This is a genomic window from Paenibacillus sp. CAU 1782 (assembly GCF_054551715.1).
The window spans coordinates 1-24,044 of the sequence record NZ_JBTOLL010000004.1 but is presented as its reverse complement, the minus strand read 5'-3'; the positions used below and the strand labels follow the sequence as shown (position 1 = coordinate 24,044).

Annotated in this window: 21 protein-coding genes, 1 rRNA gene and 1 pseudogene; 12 read left to right on the top strand and 11 right to left on the bottom strand. The window is 48.0% G+C overall.

Annotated features, from left to right (window positions below; genetic code table 11):
* Positions 1–139: 139 nt before the first annotated feature.
* The 10 genes from ACX93W_RS12390 to rpmH all read right to left on the bottom strand — a co-directional run bounded on the left by ACX93W_RS12390 (position 140) and on the right by rpmH (position 9,479).
* Positions 140–991, bottom strand: coding sequence for a ParB/RepB/Spo0J family partition protein (locus ACX93W_RS12390; protein ID WP_459392687.1), 852 nt, complete (start codon positions 989–991; stop codon positions 140–142).
* On the bottom strand, positions 972–1,745 hold the full coding sequence (locus tag ACX93W_RS12385) for a ParA family protein (RefSeq protein WP_459392686.1): 774 nt from the start codon (positions 1,743–1,745) through the stop codon (positions 972–974). Before ACX93W_RS12385 ends, ACX93W_RS12390 begins: the two co-directional genes overlap by 20 nt.
* 129 nt (positions 1,746–1,874) lie before the next feature.
* Entirely contained in the window at positions 1,875–2,693 is an 819-nt protein-coding gene (gene noc, locus ACX93W_RS12380; RefSeq protein ID WP_459392685.1) for a nucleoid occlusion protein, read from the bottom strand.
* 597 nt (positions 2,694–3,290) lie between these two features.
* On the bottom strand, positions 3,291–4,022 hold the full coding sequence (rsmG, locus tag ACX93W_RS12375; protein ID WP_459392684.1) for a 16S rRNA (guanine(527)-N(7))-methyltransferase RsmG: 732 nt from the start codon (positions 4,020–4,022) through the stop codon (positions 3,291–3,293).
* On the bottom strand, positions 4,019–5,911 hold the full coding sequence (gene mnmG / locus ACX93W_RS12370; RefSeq protein ID WP_459392683.1) for a tRNA uridine-5-carboxymethylaminomethyl(34) synthesis enzyme MnmG: 1,893 nt from the start codon (positions 5,909–5,911) through the stop codon (positions 4,019–4,021). Before mnmG ends, rsmG begins: the two co-directional genes overlap by 4 nt.
* A gap of 12 nt (positions 5,912–5,923) precedes the next feature.
* Entirely contained in the window at positions 5,924–7,303 is a 1,380-nt protein-coding gene (gene mnmE, locus ACX93W_RS12365) for a tRNA uridine-5-carboxymethylaminomethyl(34) synthesis GTPase MnmE (RefSeq protein WP_459392682.1), read from the bottom strand.
* Between the two features lie 83 nt (positions 7,304–7,386).
* The gene (gene jag, locus ACX93W_RS12360) at positions 7,387–8,007 is read right to left on the bottom strand and encodes an RNA-binding cell elongation regulator Jag/EloR (RefSeq protein WP_459392681.1); all 621 of its coding nucleotides are present in this window, start codon (positions 8,005–8,007) and stop codon (positions 7,387–7,389) included.
* Positions 8,004–8,783 carry a YidC/Oxa1 family membrane protein insertase gene (locus tag ACX93W_RS12355; protein ID WP_459392915.1) on the bottom strand — a complete coding sequence of 260 codons (780 nt, stop codon included), beginning with the start codon at positions 8,781–8,783 and terminating at the stop codon, positions 8,004–8,006. The genes jag and ACX93W_RS12355 overlap by 4 nt, the downstream gene beginning before the upstream one ends.
* A 158-nt stretch (positions 8,784–8,941) precedes the next feature.
* The gene (gene rnpA / locus ACX93W_RS12350) at positions 8,942–9,280 is read right to left on the bottom strand and encodes a ribonuclease P protein component (RefSeq protein ID WP_459392680.1); all 339 of its coding nucleotides are present in this window, start codon (positions 9,278–9,280) and stop codon (positions 8,942–8,944) included.
* Positions 9,281–9,344: 64 nt separating this feature from the next.
* Positions 9,345–9,479, bottom strand: a complete 135-nt coding sequence (gene rpmH / locus ACX93W_RS12345) for a 50S ribosomal protein L34 (RefSeq protein ID WP_068681599.1) — start codon at positions 9,477–9,479, stop codon at positions 9,345–9,347.
* A gap of 578 nt (positions 9,480–10,057) precedes the next feature.
* Here rpmH and dnaA point away from each other — a divergent pair.
* The 6 genes from dnaA to gyrB all read left to right on the top strand — a co-directional run bounded on the left by dnaA (position 10,058) and on the right by gyrB (position 16,354).
* Entirely contained in the window at positions 10,058–11,410 is a 1,353-nt protein-coding gene (dnaA, locus tag ACX93W_RS12340) for a chromosomal replication initiator protein DnaA (RefSeq protein WP_459392679.1), read from the top strand.
* Between the two features lie 182 nt (positions 11,411–11,592).
* Positions 11,593–12,735, top strand: coding sequence for a DNA polymerase III subunit beta (gene dnaN, locus ACX93W_RS12335; RefSeq protein WP_459392678.1), 1,143 nt, complete (start codon positions 11,593–11,595; stop codon positions 12,733–12,735).
* 36 nt (positions 12,736–12,771) lie between these two features.
* Positions 12,772–12,987: a S4 domain-containing protein YaaA gene (yaaA, locus tag ACX93W_RS12330; protein WP_068681605.1), complete on the top strand. Its 216-nt coding sequence runs from the start codon at positions 12,772–12,774 to the stop codon at positions 12,985–12,987.
* Positions 12,988–13,015: 28 nt separating this feature from the next.
* Positions 13,016–14,125 (top strand): DNA replication/repair protein RecF, encoded by a 1,110-nt coding sequence (gene recF, locus ACX93W_RS12325; RefSeq protein ID WP_459392677.1) that lies wholly within the window; start codon positions 13,016–13,018, stop codon positions 14,123–14,125.
* Positions 14,126–14,153: 28 nt separating this feature from the next.
* Positions 14,154–14,405, top strand: a complete 252-nt coding sequence (gene remB / locus ACX93W_RS12320; RefSeq protein ID WP_459392676.1) for an extracellular matrix regulator RemB — start codon at positions 14,154–14,156, stop codon at positions 14,403–14,405.
* 38 nt (positions 14,406–14,443) lie between these two features.
* Positions 14,444–16,354 (top strand): DNA topoisomerase (ATP-hydrolyzing) subunit B, encoded by a 1,911-nt coding sequence (gene gyrB, locus ACX93W_RS12315; protein ID WP_459392675.1) that lies wholly within the window; start codon positions 14,444–14,446, stop codon positions 16,352–16,354.
* 108 nt (positions 16,355–16,462) lie between these two features.
* On the opposite strand, the gene ACX93W_RS12310 is transcribed toward gyrB, so the two are convergent.
* Positions 16,463–17,224, bottom strand: coding sequence for a YheC/YheD family protein (locus ACX93W_RS12310; protein WP_459392674.1), 762 nt, complete (start codon positions 17,222–17,224; stop codon positions 16,463–16,465).
* A gap of 212 nt (positions 17,225–17,436) precedes the next feature.
* On the opposite strand from ACX93W_RS12310, the gene gyrA reads away from it, so the two are divergent.
* The 6 genes and pseudogenes from gyrA to ACX93W_RS12280 form a co-directional block, all read left to right on the top strand.
* Complete coding sequence (gene gyrA / locus ACX93W_RS12305; RefSeq protein WP_459392673.1) at positions 17,437–19,917, top strand: DNA gyrase subunit A; 2,481 nt, start codon at positions 17,437–17,439, stop codon at positions 19,915–19,917.
* A 41-nt stretch (positions 19,918–19,958) separates the two neighbouring features.
* Complete coding sequence (locus ACX93W_RS12300) at positions 19,959–21,032, top strand: HD-GYP domain-containing protein (RefSeq protein WP_459392672.1); 1,074 nt, start codon at positions 19,959–19,961, stop codon at positions 21,030–21,032.
* Positions 21,033–21,208: 176 nt separating this feature from the next.
* On the top strand, positions 21,209–21,862 hold the full coding sequence (locus tag ACX93W_RS12295; protein WP_459392671.1) for a hypothetical protein: 654 nt from the start codon (positions 21,209–21,211) through the stop codon (positions 21,860–21,862).
* Between the two features lie 11 nt (positions 21,863–21,873).
* The gene (locus tag ACX93W_RS12290) at positions 21,874–22,320 is read left to right on the top strand and encodes a hypothetical protein (RefSeq protein ID WP_459392670.1); all 447 of its coding nucleotides are present in this window, start codon (positions 21,874–21,876) and stop codon (positions 22,318–22,320) included.
* Positions 22,321–23,354 (top strand): annotated as a pseudogene (locus tag ACX93W_RS12285) (NAD(P)/FAD-dependent oxidoreductase).
* 337 nt (positions 23,355–23,691) lie between these two features.
* A 16S ribosomal RNA gene (locus ACX93W_RS12280) occupies positions 23,692–24,044 on the top strand; the annotation flags it as partial.

Genomic DNA, 24,044 nt, shown 5'->3' with positions numbered 1-24,044 from the left:
AACTTCGATATGCCATTTCGCGTGTATATCGCCATAACCAATTGTTGCTTTTAAATTGCCGCCGCTTAGACATTCTGCCGCAGCAGATCATTAGCCAACTACGGAAGATGATTGACTTGCTATATCCCAAAAATCCGGTTTACGCAAACTTCTGCAGCAGCTCCAACAAACGTTCCAAGTCTTGTTTATTATAATACTGGAGTTCGATCTTCCCTTTATCCTTTTGCTGCTTAATTTTTACCGTCGTCTTGAACTGTTCTCTCAATGTTTCTTCCAAATGCTCGATATACGGATCTCTCTTTTTCTGCTTTACTGGTTTTTGATCCTTCTTGCCTTTCGACTCCAAGGATTGAATCGCATCTTCAAGCTCGCGAACGCTCCATTCCGAGCTAACCGTTTCGTCAGCCAATTCCTTTTGAACGGAAGCTTCTTTAATGCCTGCCAATGCGCGAGCATGTCCCATAGAAATTGTTCCACGTGAAACATATTGTTTAATTTCTTCAGGCAGCGAAAGTAGCCGCACAAAGTTGGCGATATGGGAACGTGATTTTCCCACCTTAAGGCTGAGCTCTTCCTGGGTTAAGTTAAACTTGTCCATCAGGGACTGGTAAGCCACGGCTACCTCTAGCGCATTAAGATCTTCACGTTGAAGATTCTCAATTAGAGCAATCTCCATTACCTGTTGATCCGAAAAGCTCCTGACTACAGCAGGGATTGTAGTGTTGCCGCAATATTGTGATGCACGGAAACGGCGTTCCCCCGCAATGATTTCATATCCTTTAAGAACCGATCGCACAATGATGGGTTGGATAACGCCATGTTGCTTAATGGACTCGGCCAATTCCTTTATGGAATCCTCATCAAAGTTCTTCCGAGGTTGGTACGGGTTGGGGCGAAGCTGAGCTAGCGAAACTTCAATAACTTTATCGTCATCCTGTACGGATAAGGACGGTATTAGCGCATCGAGACCTCTACCTAGCCGCTTGCTCATACATAATCACTTCCTTTGCAAGTTCAAGATAAACCTCTGCACCTTTAGATCTTGGATCATACGTTATAATTGCTTGACCATGAGAAGGCGCTTCGCTCAACCTTACATTTCTCGGAATAATCGTTTGATACACTTTCTGTTGGAAATATTTCTTCACTTCTTCAATTACCTGTATACCAAGGTTGGTACGCGCATCAAGCATCGTAAGCAAAACGCCTTCGATTTGCAGCGTCGTGTTCAGATGTTTTTGAACCAAGCGAACCGTATTGAGAAGCTGGCTTAATCCTTCCAACGCATAATACTCGCATTGAATTGGTATAAGAACAGAATCGGCTGCCGTTAATGAATTTATCGTCAGAATCCCCAGGGATGGCGGGCAATCAATTAAAACATAGTCGAATTGACTTTTCACCATTTGGAGCGATTTTTTTAAACGAAGCTCTCTGGATATGGTTGGAACCAATTCAATTTCTGCTCCGGCTAACTGAATGGTTGCCGGAATGACGGATAAACCAGGCACGCTGGTCTCTACCATCGCATCTTGCGGATGAACTTCATTGATTAAAACATCATAAATACAGTTGGACACATCGGCTTTATTAATACCGAGGCCACTTGTTGTATTGCCCTGCGGATCGATATCAACCAGCAATACCTTTTTTCCCAGTGATGCAAGACAAGCTGCTAAATTGACTGACGTTGTCGTTTTGCCGACACCGCCCTTCTGGTTGGCAATCGCAATAATCTTGGACAATTCTCATTCACCTCATGTGTGAAACTTTGATATAAACGGCATCGCCGCCTTCGGTGAAGGCGGCCCACAGGTCGATATTAATCATAGCATGTCATACCGTGTATTGGTACTAAAATTAGACGATATTCATTAACGCTTCGGTATTTTTATCGTAATTTCGTAATGATCCTCATGGTCTTTTTCATCGGTCTTAATTTTCAAGCCCGATCCTGACACCATTTCGATGGAATGACGGATTGTATTTAGAGCAAGACGAACATCCTTTGTAAAAGATATCCGTTTGCTTTTTTTGCTCTTTGCAGCCTCTTTTAGGAAAGCAATTCTCGCTTCGGCTTGTTTAACATTCAGATCCTTGGAGACAATCTCCTCCAATACCTTAAGTTGAATATCTTCCGAATCAAGCGACAATAAGGCACGTGCATGTCTCTCCGTAATTTTCCTCTCCATTAAATGCTGTTTAATCACTTCAGGAAGCATGAGCAAACGAAGCTTGTTAGCAATAGTAGATTGGCTTTTACCCAATCGTTGCGCCAAGCTTTCCTGGGTCAATTGATGGAGTTCGATCAGTTTTTGATAAGCAACTGCCTCTTCAATGGCCGTTAGGCCTTCCCTCTGAAGATTCTCGATCAATGCGATGGAAGCTGTTTGAGAATCATTAAATTCACGGATAATTGCAGGTATCGTGTCATAACCCAGTTTTGTGACCGCTCTCCAGCGGCGCTCGCCGGCTATGATTTCATAGCGATTGTTTCGAACCCGGACAACGATTGGCTGAATAACTCCATGTGTTTTGATTGTTTGACACAACTCTTCAATGCGCTCGTCATCAAAGATTGTACGAGGCTGAAATGGGCTTGTATCAATTTCGCCAATCGGTATTTGCCGCACCTCATCTTGACTGGTACGTTGCTCGGACAATCCAAACAAACGGGAAATTTGCTCTTTCATCTTGATTACAACCACCCGATTTTTTGATAAATCTAGTATTTGTTTGCTGCTTGTATCGGGCAATCACTCGAATCAAGCAGGCTCATTACTGCATTAGCGATATCGCCCAACAACAGGAACATTTTTCCTAATCATTGAATTCATCAATAGGGCAACTTCTCTTCTGATATCATTCCAGGCACACCACCAATAATCGCCAGCAGAAAACCGGCAAATTAATGTCTTCAATATCAATGAGAAACATTGATATCTTCGTGGCATCATACCAAGTCTGAAATGAAGACCATCTCCATTGACATGGACAAAAGAAGGTTATCTATTGCCGGATATCCGCAGAAAGAGGCGCAAATCTAGACTTTCCGGTTATTCTTGTGAAGGAATAAAACCTCTATCGTGGCCAATACAGGATGCGTGACCGCGTTTAGAGGTTAGTTATATTGCCAATAGGAACTCTTTTTCAGGCAGGTTCAACAACCTATAAATGCTTATGTGGTAAAAAATTCGACGGATATGGAATGAAATCCTGCTTGACAATATGTATCTATTATAAAATGTTTTGAGCTATTGTTCCACGTGAAACAATAGCTCAACATATCTTTATATAATGGGTTGTTTTAACGGCAGCCCTGCTTTGCGAGGGAATTTCGATGGGGTATCGCCTGTTTTTTCAACAATAATAATGCTTCGCTCTGATTGTTCATGAGGCAGCATGAGTTTGTGTTCCCCTTTAAGCTTGCCTTTCAGCAATTTGAAGCTTGTTGCTGCTTCGGCTATTTCATCGCCAGATTGAGAACCTTTCATCGCCGCAAAATGGCCGCCCTTTCGCACAAAAGGCAAACAAAATTCATTTAACACATTTAAGCGGGCAACAGCTCGTGCGGTTACAATATCATATTGGTCACGGTGAATCGGCAGCCGGGCAATATCCTCTGCACGGCCATGGACACAATCTACATCCTTTAGGCCAAGCTCTTCCGTTAATGCATTTAAAAATTGTATCCGTTTGTTTAAAGAATCAACGATTACAACTTTAAGATGCGGAAAACAGATTTTAAGCGGAATGCTTGGAAATCCTGCGCCAGAACCAATATCCGCTAAACTTTTCCCCTCCCCCATTGGAAGAAAAAAAGATAACGTTAGTGAATCGAAAAAATGTTTTTCATATACGGCATCCTGCTCCGTTATGCCGGTCAAATTCATTTTTTCGTTCCATTCCACAAGAATGGAGTGATATTGATGGAATTGGTGCAGCTGATGAGAAGAGAGGTCGATCCCTCTCTCCTTCAGCAATTCACTAAACCATTGAATGGTATGATTTATTTCAGTCATTGTGAACCTCTCGCTGCCGTAACTCGATTGTAATGCTCCAAGTACACAAGCAGAATAGAAATGTCAGCTGGAGTAACGCCGGCAACACGCGATGCTTGCCCAATGGACAACGGACGAATCACATCCAGCTTTTGCTTCGCTTCCGATGCCAAGCCACGAACATCGCTGTAATCGATATCGGAAGGAATCCGTTTTTTCTCCATCTTGTTAAGGCGTTCTACCTGAAGAAGTTGTTTGTCGATATATCCCGCATATTTAACGGTGATTTCCACTTGCTCCTTCATTTCTTCACTCAAATCATAAGGAGAAGGCAGCACCGTTTCCAAATGATGATAAGTGACTTCTGGACGACGCAATAGAGACAGAGCGTCTCCGCCTTGAAGCATCGGCGCCGAACCGGCCGTTTCCAACATGCCGTTCATTTCCTCCGGCTTAACTTTAGTTGTGCGCAGCCGTTCCGTTTCCAGCTCCACCAGTTCTTTTTTACGCGTAAACTTCTCATAACGTTCTTCCGTAATTAAACCAATTTCATAACCCAGCGGAGTCAGACGCAAATCCGCATTGTCATGGCGCAGCAGCAAACGGTATTCCGCGCGCGAGGTCAACAGACGATAGGGATCATTCGTACCTTTTGTAATCAAGTCGTCAATCATGACGCCGATATATCCTTGGGAACGTCCGATAACAACCGCTTCCTTGCCCTGAACTTTGCGAGCGGCATTAATGCCTGCGATGACTCCTTGACCCGCAGCTTCCTCATAACCGGATGTTCCGTTAATTTGTCCAGCTGTGAATAAACCTTCAATCACTTTGGTCTCCAAAGAAGGCCAAAGCTGAGTGGGGATAACTGCATCATATTCAATCGCGTAACCCGTTCTCATCATCTCAACATTTTCCAAACCTGGAATAGATCTCAAAATACCAAGCTGTACATCCTCCGGCATACTTGTCGATAACCCTTGAACATAATATTCTGATGTGTGCCTTCCTTCAGGCTCCAGGAAAATCTGATGTTTCGGTTTATCCGCAAAACGGACGATTTTATCTTCAATCGAAGGGCAATAACGCGGACCTGTTCCTTCGATCGCTCCCGAAAACATTGGGGCCCGATGTAAATTATCGTTGATAATTTTATGAGTGTCCTCCGATGTATACGTCAGCCAACAAGGGATTTGCTCGATGTCGGAGCTTTCTGTTTCATGGGAGAAAAACTTGGGTTTTTCATCGCCGGGCTGAATTTCCGTTTTGGAAAAATCAATACTGTCCTTGTGTACGCGCGGAGGCGTTCCTGTCTTGAAGCGAATCAGTTCCAGCCCATGCTCCTTCAAGCTGGCCGACAACGCAATGGACGGCTGCTGATTGTTTGGACCGCTTTCGTACATCAGCTCGCCCATAATAATTTTGCCGCGAAGGTACGTGCCTGTTGTCACCACAACAGCTTTGGCGCGATATTCAGCGCCTGACTTGGTAACAATGCCAACACATTTGCCATCTTCAACGATCAGTTCCTCCGCCATTCCCTGGCGAAGTGTCAGATGCGGCGTTTCTTCAATCGTTTTTTTCATCAGGTGCTGATATGCAAATTTATCCGCTTGCGCGCGCAGCGCATGAACAGCCGGACCTTTGCCCGTATTCAACATCCTCATTTGAATAAACGTTTTGTCAATGTTTCGGCCCATTTCGCCGCCCAATGCGTCGATTTCACGAACCACATGACCTTTGGCCGGGCCGCCGATGGACGGATTGCAAGGCATAAATGCGACCATATCCAAATTAATGGTCAGCAGCAGTGTTTCACAGCCCATACGAGCGGATGCAAGAGCAGACTCGCAACCCGCATGACCCGCTCCGATGACGATAACTTCAAATTCTCCAGCCAAATATCTCATTACCTAACCCCCCTACTTTCCAAGACAAAATTGTGAAAAAATCTGATCAATCAACGAATCGCCCGCCTCATCGCCCAAAATCTCGCCAAGCGATTCCCATGCCAAACGGGCATCGATTTGAATCACATCTATAGGTATCCCGCTATACGTAGCTTCTATTGCATCCTCCAGCGACGACTTTGCTTTATTCAGCAACGAAATATGGCGAACATTGCTGACATAGGTCAAATCGGCCGCTTCCAGCCCGCCTTCAAAAAACATGTCGCTAATCGCTTTCTCCAGCAGGTCAAGCCCGCTCTCCTGCAGGACTGACATATGCACAACGGGCGCCGACGGCACAATTGCCGCGACCTCTTGAAGCTCCAGGCGTCCCGGCAGATCGTTTTTGTTCACAATCACTATAACCTGACGGCCTTCCAATTGCTGCAGCAGTTCCCTGTCGTCCTGATGCAGAGGTTCGTTATGGTTCAGCAGAAGCAAAATCAAATCTGCTCCTTGAAGCGCGTCACGCGACCTTTCTACGCCGATTTTCTCCACGACATCGCTGGTTTCACGGATACCGGCTGTATCCAGCAAACGCAGCGGTATGCCGTTAATCGTGACAAACTGCTCAATCACGTCTCTTGTCGTGCCCGGTATATCCGTCACAATTGCTTTTTCCTCCTGTGTCAGCACGTTCATCAATGATGATTTGCCCACATTTGGACGGCCAACAATGGCGGTCATAATGCCTTCCCGCAATATTTTGCCCTCGCTTGCCGTCTTCAGCAGCTTATCCAGCTCAACAATAGCGGAATGGCATTGCTCCCGGATATAAGCGCTAGTCAATTCCTCGACATCATGCTCCGGATAATCGATATTTACTTCAATATGTGCAAGCAGCTCAATCACCGTTCCGCGAAGCGCCTTGATCTTCCTGGACAATAGACCCTCCGCCTGCTTTCTCGCAACGGTAAATGCCCGGTCCGACTTGGAGCGAATGAGATCGATAACCGCTTCCGCCTGCATCAGATCGATACGTCCGTTCAGAAAAGCTCGCTTGGTGAACTCGCCCGGCTCGGCAATCCGAATCCCTTCCTGCCGCAGCACCAGATCCAGCACCCTGCGCACAGCGATCACTCCGCCATGCGCATTGATTTCGACAACATCCTCCGCCGTGAAGGAGCGCGGGCCGCGCATCAGCGTGACCAAAACCTCCTCCACCTTTTCGCCGCTAACGGGATCGCTAATATGGCCATAATGCACCGTATGCGATTCCGCATCCTTAAGACGGACTTTGGATGAAAAAATATGATCCGTACCGCTTATCGCGTCAGGACCGCTAATACGAATTATCGCAATTCCGCCTTCTCCCACTGCCGTAGAGATCGCGGCGATTGTATCATGGACCATATCGATCACCTCTAAATGGAAAAACAGCAATGACCTCAAACCACGCCATTGCTGCCATTTTTAATTTATATTTCGGGTACGCTCTACCTTAAAGCGATAACGACTCTCCGGTTTGGCTCATCGCCTTTGCTAAAGGTCCTTACCTTAGGATGATTCTGAAGCTGGGAATGGATAACCTTGCGTTCGTGAGGCGACATCGGCTCCAGGACAACTTCCTTCCTTGTCCGGATCACTCGTCCGGCCAGACGGTCTGAAAGCTCCTCAAGCGTCTTGCGGCGCCGCTCTCGAAAATCCTCTGCATCAAGTACGATACGAACATGACTGTCCGAGTAACGATTGGCTACAATATTGGTTAAATATTGTAAGGCATCAAGCGTACCGCCGCGGCGTCCAATCAGCATTCCCAGCTCTCCGCTGCCCGAAACGGCCAGCAAAACGCCTTCTTTGGTTTGCTTACGCTCAATGCTGGTATCAAGTCCCATCGCTGCCGCCACTTCTTTGAGAAAAGCAGTGGCTTCTTCAATGGGATCCGGAATAAGCTCCAATTCGACCTTGGCTTCTTTAACGCCAATCAGACCAAACAGGCCTTTGGACGGCTGCTCCAGCACGACTATGTTAACACGGTCTTCCGTTACTTGCCATTTTGCCAAGCCGTTACGCACAGCTTCGTCTATCGTCTTGCCTGATGCAACGATTTTCTTCACTTTGCAAGGACCTCCTTCTTACCCTTGTCAGATGAACGTACATACAGGAAGTAGTTTTGAACAATTGTATAGGTGTTGCTGAAAACCCAGTACAGAGGCAATGCAGCCGGGAACGACAGCGACATCACGAAAATCAACACAGGGAAGATCGTCATGATCATGCCCATGCCGGGCATTTGCTGCGTTTGCTGCTTCTGCATCATTTTGGACTGGATAAAAGTCGTTATTGCTGCAAGAATCGGCAGGAAGTACCATGGGCTTGGCTCACCGAGAACAAAACCAAAGATGGAGTCTGTCCGGATATCCTTGTTCCAGTAGATCGCGTTGTACAGTGCAATAAATACCGGCATCTGCACCAAAATTGGAAAACAGCCGGCCATTGGATTGACCTGATGCGTCTGGAACAGCTTCATTGTTTCCTCTTGCTGTTTTTGGGGGTTGTCCTTATATTTCTTCTTGATTTCCGCCATTTGCGGCTGCAGCGCCTGCATTGCCTTGGAACTGCGGTATTGCTTCAGGGTGAGCGGCAAAATTAGCGTGCGCACGATAATCGTCAACAATAAAATCGCAAGCACATAGGAACCGCCTAACCAGCCAGCAAACGAATCAAGCGTAATGGCGAAATAGTATACAACATATTTCTCCCAGAAGTTCCCTTCCAATAAGTCTTTCGTCTCCATGGTGTGATCAGCCGGCGCACAGCCTGCAAGCAGGCCGACTAGCAGTATTAGTCCGACAACCAGGAGCCACTTTCGCTTTGAATTCCGAAACAAAATCCAATCTCCTCTCTGAGAGCCTCAACATAGTCTACTCCACCATTGACTATACCACAATTGGAAGCACAAATAAACAAGCAGGCACGGCGCGTCTGCAAGAAGCTGTTCAAAAAGCCCGCCTTAAATGAAAACTTTTTGAACATGCGCTGTTAGCCGCATTATTTAAGCAATCCCGCTCTCTTCAATACATGAAGAACGCTTTTTTCCATTTCCCGCAAAGTCATGGCCGTTGCCGGCTTTCTGACAATCAGGATCAGATCGGTTTGCGGTATAATCCGGTCTTCCAGATGACGGACGATTTCCTTCACCATGCGCCGCATTCGATTGCGAACGACCGCATTGCCGATTTTTTTGCTGGCGGACACGCCAAGCCTAAACGGATCGGCGCTCCTTTGCCTGGACCAATATACAACAAATTGACCGTTGGCGAACGATTTGCCGCCCCGGTATATCCGGCTAAAATCTGCGCGGTTTCGCAGACGCAATTTTCTACGCACAGCTGACTCCACCATTCGTACTTAAATGAGAATAAAAAAAAGACCACTGGAAGTGGTCTCATGCTTACGCGCTCAGAACTTTTCTACCCTTTTGACGACGAGCCGCCAAAACTTTGCGACCGTTCTTCGAGCTCATCCGTTTGCGGAAGCCATGCACTTTCGCACGTTTGCTGACATTTGGTTTAAATGTAGGTCTCATTAAGCTGCACCTCCTATTAACGCATTCTTGCATAAACGGCTACGTGCCGTATGGTTCGCAAAAATCACTTTTATTATTAAACCACGCCATGGCCCAAAAGTCAATCTCTTCATTATTCGGGAACATCGGGATGTCCCGCCGGTTCCCCCAACGGCCGATTCACGCTGTGGATAACACGATCCCAGAGCCCATTTACCTGAAATTTAATAACATGTGGACAGTTTTTTCGCGCCGGGAGCGAACTTTGTCGAATTCTTAACATGATATAAACAATATCTTGTGTTGTCGATAAGATTTATACACAAGTTGTTGAGGATGTGGATAATATGCTTAAATGCGTTGAAATATAAGGCGTCATTTGCTATGATGTATATGTTTTCGTTGTGGATGGACCATCGCTTTCCACAATTTTATTAACAGGTTGTGGATAACATTGTGAACAAACTCATCCCCTGTTTATGAATCTTACCATAAAATCCGTCATAATGTGGACGGCTTCGTCTGAACGCCGCCCTATTCGACATATTTTCCGCGCAAACCGCGCCCTCAAGCAAGTGACGATTAAGGAGTGACAGTCTGTGGACAGCCATACCTACGATTTATGGCAACAAGTATTGTCAATCATCCAAACGAAGCTCAGCAAACCCAGTTTTGACACCTGGTTCAAAGCAACCAAGGCTTCTTTTCGCGATGATTCCCTACTTGAAATAACAGCGCCGACAACTTTTGCCGCAGAATGGCTGGAAGGACGATATACCAATCTGATCAGAAAAACGCTTCATGAATTTCTGGGCAGACAGGTCGACGTAAAATTTACGATTGAAGAGCCGAAATCGGCGGAGCAAAGCCTCGTACCGCCGCCAAAGCCGGTTCAAGCTCCTATATTGAGCGATGAACCCCACACTCATATGCTTAACCCGAAATATACATTTGATACGTTTGTCGTTGGCGTCAACAACCGTTTTGCCCATGCAGCCTCTCTGGCTGTAGCAGAAGCCCCGGCGAAGACGTACAACCCGCTGTTTCTGTACGGCGGCGTCGGCCTTGGCAAAACGCATCTCATGCACGCCATCGGACATTTTATAATGGACCACAATCCCGACACCAAAGTGCTGTACATCTCGTCCGAAAAGTTCACGAATGAGTTCATCAACGCCATTCGCGACAGCCAGGGCGAAAGCTTCCGCACAAGGTACCGCAACATCGACGTTTTACTCATCGACGATATTCAATTCCTTGCCGGCAAGGAGCAGACGCAGGAGGAGTTTTTCCACACCTTCAATGCCCTGCATGAAGCGCGCAAGCAAATTGTCATCTCCAGTGACCGCCCGCCAAAAGAAATTCCGACCCTCGAAGACCGGCTGCGTTCGCGGTTTGAATGGGGGCTGATTACGGATATCCAGGCGCCGGATCTGGAGACGCGCATAGCGATTCTGCGCAAAAAGGCTCGGTCCGAGAATCTGGATATTCCCAACGAAGCGATGAACTATATCGCCAGCCAGATCGACACCAACATCCGTGAGCTGGAAGGCGCGCTCATTCGGGTCGTGGCCTACTCTTCCTTAATGAATGCGGACATTACCTCGCATTTGGCGGCGGAGGCGCTTAAGGACATTATTCCTTCCAGCCGTCCGCGAATGATTACAATTAACGACATTCAGACCAAAGTGGGCGAATTTTACGGTTTGCGCCTGGAGGAGTTCAAAGCGAGGAAACGGACGAAGGCGGTGGCGTATCCGCGCCAAATCGCCATGTACCTGTCTCGCGAGCTGACGGATTATTCCTTGCCCAAAATCGGGGAAGCCTTCGGCGGCCGAGATCATACCACCGTTATTCATGCCCATGAAAAAATTACGCAGCAGCTCAAGAACGACCAGGATCTGGGGAAGATTATTCAGAATCTGATTGAAAAAATCAAAAATCATATGTGAACAACGAAGCAAGCCTATGCACACACTATGCACATGTGGATAGGCTTGCTTTATCCCTGTTCCATGGGGTTATCCACATATTCAGGGCCCCTACTGCTACTGCTACTAAAAATCTTTTAAAATAATACCGTCTTAAAGCGGTAGTTCAAACGTCTGCGAATTCCAAAGAAACGGGTGAAAAGATGAAACTGACCATCTCTAAAAACGAACTGAACGATGCGATTCAACAAGTCGCAAAAGCCGTATCGCCACGACCGGCCATTCCGATTCTCGGAGGCATCAAAATAGATGTTAATCATCAATACGTAACGCTCACAGCCAGCGATACTGATATTTCTATTCAAAGCTTTGTTTCCGTAGAACAAGGAGACAAAATAATTGCCCAAATCGATAAACCCGGAAGCGTCGTGCTTCCAGCCAAGTTTTTTGTGGAAATCGTCAAAAAGCTGCCTTCCGACCAAGTCGCCATTGAAGTAACGGGACAGTTTCAAACCGTTATTTCCTCCGGATCTTCGGAAATTCAGATGGTGGGACTAGACCCCGAGGAATATCCCGTATTGCCTTCCATCGATCAAAATCAGGTCATTCAAATTCCTGGAGATCTGATTAAATCCATGATCCGGCAAACGGTGCTTGCCGCTTCAACCAGCGAACAAACCCCGATTCTTACAGGTGTGTTGTGGAACCTTAACGAGGGAGAATTGAAATTTACGGCTACCGACCGCCATCGTCTTGCCAGCCGCACGACCAAAGTCGATTTGGACAGCTCCTATCATTTCAGCAATATCGTCATTGCGGCCAAAACGCTGGTTGAACTGTCGAGACTGATCCCGGACCAAAATACAATGGTTGATGTCGTTGTTGCCGATAATCAGGTATTGTTCAAAGTGGACAACATCCTGTTCTATACGCGCATTCTGGACGGAACCTATCCCGATACATCCAAAATCATTCCCAATGCTTACGAAACCGAGCTTGTGCTGAATACCAAAAATCTGATGGACGCGATTGACCGCGCCTATCTGATGTCTCGCGAGGAAAAAACGAATATCGTTCGTCTGACGACGCTTGAAAGCGGAGGAATTGAAATCTCATCCAGCTCCACGGAGCTTGGACGGGTAACGGAGCAGCTGGATGCCGGACAAATGTCGGGTCAGCCGCTGCGGATCGCTTTTAACTCGAAATATATGCTGGACGTTCTCAAAGTCATCGACAGCGAGCAGCTGTTCATCGGTTTTACGGGAGCAATGCGCCCAATTATAATTCGTCCGATGGATCATGATTTCAGCATGTATGTCATTCTGCCGTATCGGACAACCGGCTAGGCCCAAGCCAGCCAATTCAGAATGGAGGCGCGAATGATGAAAGAAATCGGAATCGATACGGAATATATTGCATTAGGACAGTTTCTGAAGCTGTCGGATTGCATATCCACAGGTGGACAAGCTAAATTTTTTCTGCAGGAAGCAGTTGTCCACATTAACGGCGAGCCTGACAACCGTCGCGGCCGCAAGCTGTACCCCGGAGACAAAGTGGAAGTGGAAGGCTGCGGCGCCTTTATCGTAACGGCAAAATAAAGCGTGAAACGGGCCGGGAGGGCGTAACGTGTTTTTGAAAAGCATTGCTTTGCAAAATTATCGCAACTATGAAAGCCTGGAACTGGAAACGAGCAATGGGGTCAACGTCTTTCTGGGGCCTAATGCGCAAGGAAAAACAAATCTTCTGGAAGCGATATTTGTTTTGGCGCTGTCGAAGTCGCATCGGACCTCCAAGGACAAGGAGCTGATCGGCTGGCAGGGAGACGCCGCCCGCATCAGCGCCGCTGCGGATAAGCGCTACGGATCGGTTACGCTGGATCTGGCTTTTTCCTCGCAAGGGAAAAAGGCCAGAATCAACGGGCTTGAGCAGCGGAAGCTGAGCGACTTTATCGGCTCCATCAACGTCGTCATGTTTGCTCCCGAGGATTTGGAAATTGTGAAAGGAACGCCGGGCGTACGCCGCAGATTTCTGGATATGGAAATCGGGCAAGTACAGCCCGGCTATCTGTATACGCTCCAGCAATACGGAAAAGTGCTGCAGCAGCGCAATAACTACCTGAAAACCGGCGGCAGCGGCAAAATGAATGATACCATGATGGAAATCTGGAATATGCAGCTGGCAGAGCACGGTGTTAAAATTATGAAAAAAAGGAAAGACTTCATACAGAAGCTCCAGGGCTTTGCGGAACAGATTCATGCCGGCATTACGGGAGGAACCGAGAAACTATCCATTGCCTACCGGCCTTCCTTCGAATGCGACCTCGAACAAGATGAATCTGTTTTATTTGAGCAATTTATGTTAAAGTTAACACAGGTGAAAGATCAGGAGATTCGGAGAGGAGTCACGCTTGCGGGACCGCATCGGGACGACCTTGCTTTTTTCATTAACGGCAAGGAGGCCCATGTCTTCGGCTCGCAAGGACAGCAGCGGACAACGGCGTTGTCGCTTAAGCTGGCGGAGATCGAGCTGATTCGGGAAGAAATCGGCGAATATCCCCTGCTGCTGCTGGATGATGTGTTGTCGGAGCTCGACCAAAACCGGCAAACCCAGTTGATAGAAACCTTCCAAAGCAAGGTGCAAACCTTTATTACGACGACCGGCCTGGAGAGCGTCAACATGAGCAAGCTCCACGATGCCGGCATCTATTATGTGCGCGATGGCAGAGTGACTAGGTAGCATAGCGCCCTAGGAGAGGTGAGACGGCATGTATATTCATCTTGGCGGCGAAAAAATCATTCGCACGTCGGAGCTCGTTGCCATTTTCGATATTTCAATTGAGCAGTCCTCAAAGCTCTCCAAGCAATTTGTTGCGGGTGCTCGCAAACGCAAGGATGTGGAGACGATTGGCGAGGAAGAGCCCAAGTCTATCGTCGTCACCAAAAAAAGGATCTATTATTCGCCAATATCGTCCTCGACGCTTAAGAAGAGGGCGCATCTGTTTGTAGCGAACGGATAAGGAACAGGAAGAGCAGTTGAGAGGAGCAGTGAACTTGCATGTCTTTGGAACAGCATACGTATGACGAGAGTCAGATTCAGGTTCTGGAAGGATTGGAGGCCGTTCGCAAACGTCCCGGTATGTATATCGGATCCACCAGCGGAAAAGGTCTTCACCATCTGGTATGGGAAGTTGTCGATAACAGTATTGACGAGGCGCTCGCCGGCTACTGCAACAAGATCGATGTGATCGTTCACGAAAATAATAGCATCACCGTTATCGACAACGGCCGGGGCATTCCGGTAGGGATGAATACCAAGCTCCAGAAGTCGACGCTTGAAGTCGTTATGACCGTTCTCCATGCGGGCGGCAAGTTTGGCGGCGAAGGCTATAAGGTATCCGGCGGACTTCACGGGGTAGGCGTATCCGTAGTGAATGCCTTGTCGGAGCATGTAGTCGTTCAGGTTAGCCGCGAGGGCAAGGTTTATCAGCAGGAATATCGCCGCGGCGCGCCGCAATACGATGTGCGGATTGTCGGAGAGAGCGAAACGACCGGCACCAAAACGACGTTCCTTCCCGACCCGGAGGTTTTCACGGACACGACCGTTTATGAATACGAAACGCTGCAAAACCGCATTCGCGAATTGGCGTTCCTGAACAAGGGCATTGAAATCACGTTGTCCGACGAGCGGACGGGCGTATCCAATTCGTTCAAATACGAAGGCGGCATTATCGAATTCGTCAAATATTTGAACCGCAACCGCGAGGCGCTTCATGAAGACCCGATTTATGTGGAAGGCTCCAAGGATCATATCCAGGTTGAAGTTTCGTTGCAATACAACGATGGATACACCGAAAATATCTATTCGTTCGCCAATAACATCAACACGCATGAGGGCGGAACGCATGAATCCGGCTTCAAAAGCGCGCTTACCCGCATCATTAACGACTACGCCCGCAAAAACAACCTGATCAAGGACAACGACTCCAATTTCTCCGGCGATGATGTGCGCGAAGGTTTGACCGCCATCATTTCCGTCAAGATTCCGGAGCCGCAGTTTGAAGGGCAGACCAAAACCAAGCTTGGCAACAGCGAAGTTCGCGGTATCGTGGAATCGTTTTTTGCAGAGAAGCTGCAGGAGTTTCTGGAAGAGAACCCGGCAATTTCGCGCAAAGTCGTCGAGAAGGGCCTTCAAGCGGCCCGTGCCCGCGAAGCGGCTCGCAAAGCGCGCGAACTGACGCGGCGCAAGAGCGCGCTGGAGGTAGGCTCGCTTCCCGGCAAGCTGGCGGACTGCTCCTCCAAGGACGCCTCCATCAGCGAACTGTACATCGTCGAAGGCGATTCCGCCGGCGGCTCCGCCAAGCAGGGACGCGACCGGCACTTCCAGGCGATTTTGCCGCTGCGCGGTAAAATCCTGAACGTTGAGAAGGCTCGCCTTGACCGCATTCTCGGCAACGCGGAGATTCGCTCCATCATTACAGCGCTTGGAACGGGCATCAGCGATGATTTTGATATCTCAAAAGCCAGATACCACAAAATCATCATTATGACGGATGCCGACGTCGACGGAGCACATATTCGTACGCTGCTGCTCACCTTCTTCTACCGGTACATGCGGGAAATTATCGAAGCCGGCTTTATCTATATTGCGCAGCCGCCGCTTTTCAAAATCGAACGCAATAAAAACGTTCGTTACGCATTGACGGAAGAAGAGCGCAACGTCATTCTTGCCGAGTTCGGCGAAGGCGTGAAGGTCAACATCCAGCGTTACAAAGGTTTGGGCGAAATGGATGCCGTGCAGCTGTGGGAAACAACGATGGATCCCGAAAGCCGCTCCATGCTTCAAGTATCCATTGAGGATGCGATGGAAGCCGATATCATATTCGACACGCTGATGGGCGATAACGTCGATCCGCGCCGCGATTTTATCCAGAAATACGCTCGTTACGTTACCAATCTCGATATTTAATACATGGAAGGAGCAGCCGCCTTGACCTAAGGCAGGCTGCTCATTTTACATATCAGGCGCTGGATAACGTGGCGAGTTGGAGGCTGCATCCGAAAAAATAGGGCTTGCTTACCTGCTTCGCCGCTTGATGCCGCCGTAGGCTTTGGCGTAGGATACAATTTTGCGGTGCATGCTTTTGTCGGACAGCTTGTTGAAAATATAGGGATGGGGCTTTGTATTGACCTCCAGCACCCATGGTCTCAGCCCGGTATCGATTGCAACATCGACGCCAAGCTCCTTCAGACCGGGGTAAGCGGTGGACAATTGCTTCCCGATAGCAACGCCCAACGTTTGCAGCTTGCTCAAATATCCGGTCATTTCACCCTTGGAGAGGTGGCCGGACATTAATTGCTGGAAAGACATCATCGTGCCGCCGTTATGATAATTGGTCACGATTTTGTCAGGGTGGGAAAGCCGGCCGATTACGCCGGTCGTTTCCCAGGAGCCGCGGGGATTGCGTTGGACCATCACCCTCAGATCAAACCGGCGTTTTCGGTGTTTGAGCAGATGGATGCCTTGCTGAACCAGATACTTGCGCGTTCCCGTTATGCGCCTCAGCCCTCTGTATAACTCGTCGAAGGATGAAGCGTTTTGCTCATTCGTTCCGGTTTGATAGCGAAAAGAAGAATCGTGAGTCGATTCCACGCGAATAACGCCTTTGCCGAAAGTGCCGGACATGGGCTTAACATAAACCATCTCGTAATTCTGCAGCAGACTTCGCAAGCTATCGCGATTGAAAACCTTGGTTAGCGGGATAGAGGGTGCAAGCCTCGGCGATTTCATGAGCACTTTGGTTTTTGCCCATTTGCTTCTTACCCGTCTAATAGACAATTTACAGACACCTCGTTTTCCATATGGTATAATAAAAGCTCAGTCTGTTTACTTTATGTCGTCCTTGGACGTATGGGGAGGGCAAGTTTGCCTATTTTCGAAATAACGCTTGTTTAATGCTAGAAGCCGTGTTTAGAGGCTTCGGCTTTGTGAAAGAAATAGAGGTAACGGACTACAAGTTTATGGGATAGATAAGGTCAGGGAGGTTAAGCATGGCGGAAGAACAACGATTGTCAGTGACAAACCGTGATATCGGCACGGAGATGCGTGATTCCTTTATGGCTTATTCGATGAGTATCATCGTAAGCCGCGCTTTGCCCGATGTAAGGGACGGGCTGAAGCCGGTTCACCGCCGTATACTGTATGCGATGTCCGAACTTGGCATGTCGCCGGACAAGCCGCACAAAAAGTCGGCGAGAATCGTCGGCGAAGTCATCGGCAAATACCATCCGCACGGCGATTCGGCTGTTTACGAGTCCATGGTACGGATGGCCCAAGACTTCTCCATGCGCTATATGCTGGTTGATGGCCACGGCAATTTTGGCTCTATCGACGGCGATATGGCGGCGGCGATGCGGTATACGGAGGCTAGGCTGTCGAAGATGGCGATGGAGCTTCTTCGCGACATCAACAAGGAAACGATCGATTTCAAGCCGAACTATGACGGCGAGGAGCAGGAGCCGGTTGTGCTTCCTTCACGCTTTCCGAATTTGCTCGTCAATGGCGTAACCGGCATTGCGGTTGGCATGGCCACCAATATTCCTCCTCATAACCTGGTGGAGGTGATTGACGGATTGCAAGCAATGATTGTTAATCCCGATATCACTCCGCTGGAGTTGATGGAGTATGTGAAAGGGCCGGACTTCCCGACAGCCGGCTTTGTAATGGGGCTATCGGGCATTCGCCAGGCCTATTTGACAGGCCGCGGCTCCGTTACCATGCGGGCCCGCGCAACCATTGAAGAAAATAACGGCAAAGCCCGTATTTTGATTCATGAGTTGCCATACCAGGTCATCAAAGCCAGATTGGTTGAAAAAATAGCGGAATTGGTGCGCGAGAAAAAGCTGGAGGGCATTACCGACCTGCGCGACGAATCCGATCGCAACGGCATGCGGGTTGTCATCGAGCTTCGCCGCGACGTCAATCCAAGCGTTGTGCTTAACAATCTGTACAAGCACACGCAGCTGCAGTCCAATTTTGGCATCAATATGCTGGCGCTCGTTAACGGGGAACCTAAAACATTGAACCTGCGGGAAATGCTTTATCATTACCTGCAGCATCAAATCGAGGTTATCCGCAGACGGACGGAATATGATCTGAAGAAGGCGGAAGCCAGAGCTCATATTCTGGAAGGCTTGCGCATCGCGCTGGACAATCTGGACGAAGTCATTAAGCTGATTCGTGCTTCTCGTACAACGGAAGAAGCTCGCGAAGGCTTGATTAGCCGTTTTTCGCTTAGCTTGGAGCAGGCTCAGGCGATTTTGGATATGCGTTTGCAGCGCCTCACCGGCCTGGAACGCGACAAAATTGAAGCGGAGTATAACGAGCTTCAAGTTAAAATTGCGGAATTCAAAGCGATTTTGGGAGACGAGCAGCTTGTGCTTGATATTATCAGCACGGAGCTGAACGAGATAAAAGATCGGTTTGGAGACGAGCGCCGTACGGAAATTACGGCAAGCGACGATGAGATCTTGGATGAGGACTTGATCCCGCGCGAAGACGTCATCATCTCCATTACTCATTCCGGCTATATCAAACGCCTTCCGGTCACGACCTACCGAAGCCAGAAGCGTGGCGGCCGCGGAGTCATGGGCATGGATACCAAAGAGCATGATTTTGTGGAGCATCTTTTTGTATCCAATACGCATCACTTCCTGCTGTTCTTCACCAATAAGGGCAAGGTATACAAGCTGAAGGCTTACGAAATTCCGGATTTGAGCCGGACTGCGCGGGGAACGCCGATCATTAACCTGATTCAAATTGAACAAGGCGAAACGATCAATGCGGTTATTCCGGTACAAGCTTTCGACTCCGACCACTACCTGTTCTTTGCTACCCGTCAAGGTGTCGTGAAGAAAACGCCGCTTGATGATTATGTCAACATCCGCAAGGTCGGCCTTATCGCCATTTCCTTGCGCGAGGATGATGATCTGATCGGCGTGAAGCTGACGGACGGCAACCAGGAAATTATTATGGGAACAGGCCAAGGCATGTCGATTCGCTTCTCGGAAAACGATGTTCGTTCCATGGGACGGTCCGCAACAGGAGTTAAGGGCATTGGACTGGATGATGCCGATGTCGTTATCGATATGGACGTTGTTCAGAAGGATAAGGATGTCCTGATCGTAACCTCCAAAGGATACGGCAAACGTACGCCTGAATCCGAATATCGGATTCAGAACCGCGGCGGCAAAGGCATCAAGACGTTGAATGTAACGGATAAAAACGGACCAATTGTTGCGCTGAAAGTTGTCGAGAATGACGAAGATCTGATGATCATGACGGCACTTGGCACTATGATCCGCACCAGCATGGACGGCATTTCTTCCATGGGCCGCAACACGCAAGGCGTCAGACTTATCCATACCCGCGAGGACGATACCGTTGCAACGGTTACCCGGGTGGCACGGAGCGAGGAAAACGAAAACCTGGATGAAGCGCAAGAAGATGGAGAAGGCGATTCCCAGCAATAAACAACACTGTATGATTCGTGCGATTAAGGGAGAGGACATCCGTGGGAACGGTAATTGTTGAGCAGCTTAAGCCAGGAGATAAACTGGAAGAGGATGTCCTTACTTCGTTTGGCAGCGTCTTGCTTCAGAAGGGCAAGGTGATCTCGTCAAGGGAATTGGATATCTTGCAAGCCTTCCTTATATCAAACGTCAAGGTTGAAAATAGCGCCGCCGACCCCAAAGCAAGCGAGGAAAATGTGGAAGAGCCGTTACCTGCGTCAAAAGGGCAGGTAACGGCAACGCCGCTGCAGCAGGAATACGAAAAAATGGTTGAAGTGCTGCGGACTATTTTTAACTCGCAGGTTACGGGACAAGGCATGCCTATTATGGATATACGGGTGCAATTGGAAAAGCTTCTCCAGCACATTGATAGCTACAAGGTGCTGAGCTTTATGCCAAGGCCTTTTCCGGAAAGAGACTATCTGCTTCATAATAGCGTTGAATCTGCAATGACCTCCTATTTGATTGCCCAATGGGTCGGGTTGCCGCAGAAAGAATGGATGCAGGTTGCACTCGCCGGGCTGCTCAAGGATATTGGCAATGTACGCATTGATAAAGGCATTCTGTACAAGCCCAATGTTCTTACCCAGGATGAAGCCGAGGAAATGAAACGCCATACCGTTCTTGGCTATCAGCTTCTCAAAAATGTCGCCGCGCTTAACGAGGGAGTTAAGCTGGCTGCGCTTCAGCATCATGAGAAAATTGACGGCAGCGGTTATCCGCTAGGGATTGATTCCACCAAAATCCATCCCTATGCCAAAATCGTCGGGATCGCGGATATTTTCCATGCAATGACGCTGAATAAGTCATACCGCAAGGCTACATCTCCATATTTGGTATTGGAGCAGCTGATGACGGAATCGTTCGGCAAGTTGGACGCGGGGTATGTAAGAACCTTTGTAGAAAAGGTAACGCAGATCAACAACGGCACGGTTGTCCGTCTGAGCGATGACCGCGTTGGCGAAATCGTATTTTGCGAACGTTCCTATCCGACGCGCCCTTGGGTTTCTGTCGACGGCACGATCGTTAATCTGTCTGTAGAACGCAATCTTCATATTAAAGAAGTCGTCAAATAGATACCAACGTAAAAAGCCTGTATCTAAAGCTCCATCTGGAGTTTTGGATGATCAGGCTTTTTTGTTAATTCATAGGAGGTGAAGGTGAGATGGATGGCGGGCATGCAAAGACAGGGCAAGAAATAGCTTCATGGATTGCCTAATGGAAATTAATAACGCCGCTTATGGAGAAGTGGATGATTGCAGGTGAAATTCATTCCTTTACTAGCCCTGCATTTATCCTGCTATTAGTCGGCCAAGCGGTTTTGAATATTAATGGCTTTAGGGTTCATGTTGAGATGGGGCAATTCATTTCCGTTCAGGAAGGTTCCATTATTGAGGTTCTGGATGGAGGTAGTCCGGATTTGGCAGGTTGGGAGGCTTTATTCACTGCTTATAGTGGTGATCCCGTAACCGGGACTAAGTTAAAATTTAATTGGCAATTGCCGAGCGGAGAATCTTTTCAAATCGTGCCGATGACGGGCGGATTTTTGGCAAACATCAGTAATGATTTGAAGGATGACGCTTATGAGGATGCAGCTAAGGATCGGAATCTTGTGGGCAACCAGCTTTTTTTGTATAAGCTGCTTAACCTGTTATACATGCTGCGCCTAGATGAGCAGCCATCAGCAGAATCCGGTATTATGACTTCAATAACCTACATGCAGGAGCAATATGCGGAAGTGATTACTCGCGAAAAGCTGGCGCAAGTCGCAGGCATTACACAGTGGCATTACTCACGCAAATTTGCGGAAGCTTTCGGCCAGCCTCCTCTAGACTATCTGGCACGGCACCGAATTTATCGCGCGCAAGAAGAACTTCTGCTATCCTCAGCCTTAGCCCCCATATAGCGATAGCGGCTATGCTCAACCCGCAGCACCATCACCGTCTGATCTCCAAGCGCCTTCTCTTTAGCTGCTTCGTCCTTTACATTGAATTCTGCCAGCAGTTGTTCGCTGTCGGCCTGCTTGTCGAATATTTCCGCCAGCTTCGGCATAGCATCTTCCATCTCACTATTGGAGTCCAAGGAGATCGTAGGGGCGATCCTGGATATTGGTTCACGCCGTTTTCCCTGGAAATCCTGCCTGAGCTTAACCCTGATTATATTTTTCTCGAAAAAAGAACGTTGAAAGATTACGACGCCTCGGATTCCATGACTACTCTTCAGGAGAGCGAACTGTGGGAAAATTTGAATGCTGTTAAAAATAACCGGGTGTTTCCGCTGATCACGAGTGATTTCATTGACGGCGTTGGCCCAATCTGTTCCAGTAGGCTTATCGATTATGTAGTAGGAAAGCTGGTGCCCTAAATGAATGGTCAAAACAATGAAATTTATGACATCACTATTATAGGCGGCGGGCCGGCGGGTATGTATGCGGCTTTTTTATAGCGGCATGAGAGCAATGCGAACAAAGATAATTGAAGCAAAGAGCGAACTGGGCGGCTTTATGCGCACTTACCCTGATAAGCTGATATGGGATGTAGGGGGAATCGGGCCTATTCGCTGTGAGACATTAATCGAGGCTTTGGCGTAGCAAGCAAGTACATTAGACCCTACTATTGTATTTAATTAAGTAGTGGCCATGATGGAGCGCCAGCAAGACGGAGTTTTTGTTTTAACATTCAAAACAGGTGAGCTTCATTATACGAAGACATTATTGCTATACTGCGGAAGAGGCATGACTCAAATTGAAAAGCTGGATGTAGAAGGGGCAAGTCGGTATGAATTGACCAATCTCCATTATGCAGTAACGAATATACCCGATTTGCTAATAAAGTCGTGCTTATATCTGTCGGTGGCGACTCGGCTATTGATTGGGCGAATGTAATGGCAGCATTGGCAAAACAGGTTATTGTGGTTCATAGGCGAAATCATTTCAATGGGCACGAGCAGCCAGTTATGCAAATGAAAAAGACAGCTAAGGCCATGACGCCTTACTCCATCTCATGTCTACCCGGCAAGGACGATCATATAACTAGCGTTTCGATTAAACATATGGAGCATGAAGGGATAGAACAGATTGATGTAGATGATGTATTGGTTAGTCATGGATTCGATCTTAATTTTGGGAATTAAGCAAATTGGGGCTTAAAGAGAGAGGATTACGGAGCCACCGTGGATGCTAAAATGAAAACAAGCATTGCGGGAGTTTTCGGTGCTGCGATTATATTACTTACGGAAGCAAGGTTCGGTTAATCGCCGGCGCATTTAATGATGCCGTCTTGGCAGTCAACAGTGCAAAGCTCTACCTGGAGCCGGACGCTTCGGACATGGCGGGGGTATCCTCTCACCATGAGTGTTTTATTGAGTTGAATAAGGGTATTAATAAGATGATGCAATAATAAGGATCATATAGCAATTCAGTATTGGGATAGCCTGAAAAGCCCTGATTTCAGGGCTTTTCTTAAAGTTTAGGAATTCATTTTACAGGGTCATTTCTAGAGGTAAAAAACAATTATAAATAAATTTTAAAAAACACTTGCATTACTCTAGGCGGCTATGTTATATTATTTAAGTCGCCGCTGAGACATGCGGGACACACGAAACAAAACGAAACAAAAGCTTGTTCTTTGAAAACTGAACAACGAGTGAAACTGCCCTGTTTAATCTCCTTGAGAAGCAGCAATGCTTCAAGGGATCAAATGGATAAAGCAACACGTAATGAGCAAGTCAAACACTTTTATGGAGAGTTTGATCCTGGCTCAGGACGAACGCTGGCGGCGTGCCTAATACATGCAAGTCGAGCGGAGTTGATGAGGTGCTTGCACCTCTGATACTTAGCGGCGGACGGGTGAGTAACACGTAGGTAACCTGCCCAGAAGACCGGGATAACAGTCGGAAACGATTGCTAATACCGGATACGCGATTCTGTTGCATGACGGAATCGGGAAAGGCGGAGCAATCTGCTGCTTTTGGATGGACCTGCGGCGCATTAGCTAGTTGGTGAGGTAACGGCTCACCAAGGCGACGATGCGTAGCCGACCTGAGAGGGTGATCGGCCACACTGGGACTGAGACACGGCCCAGACTCCT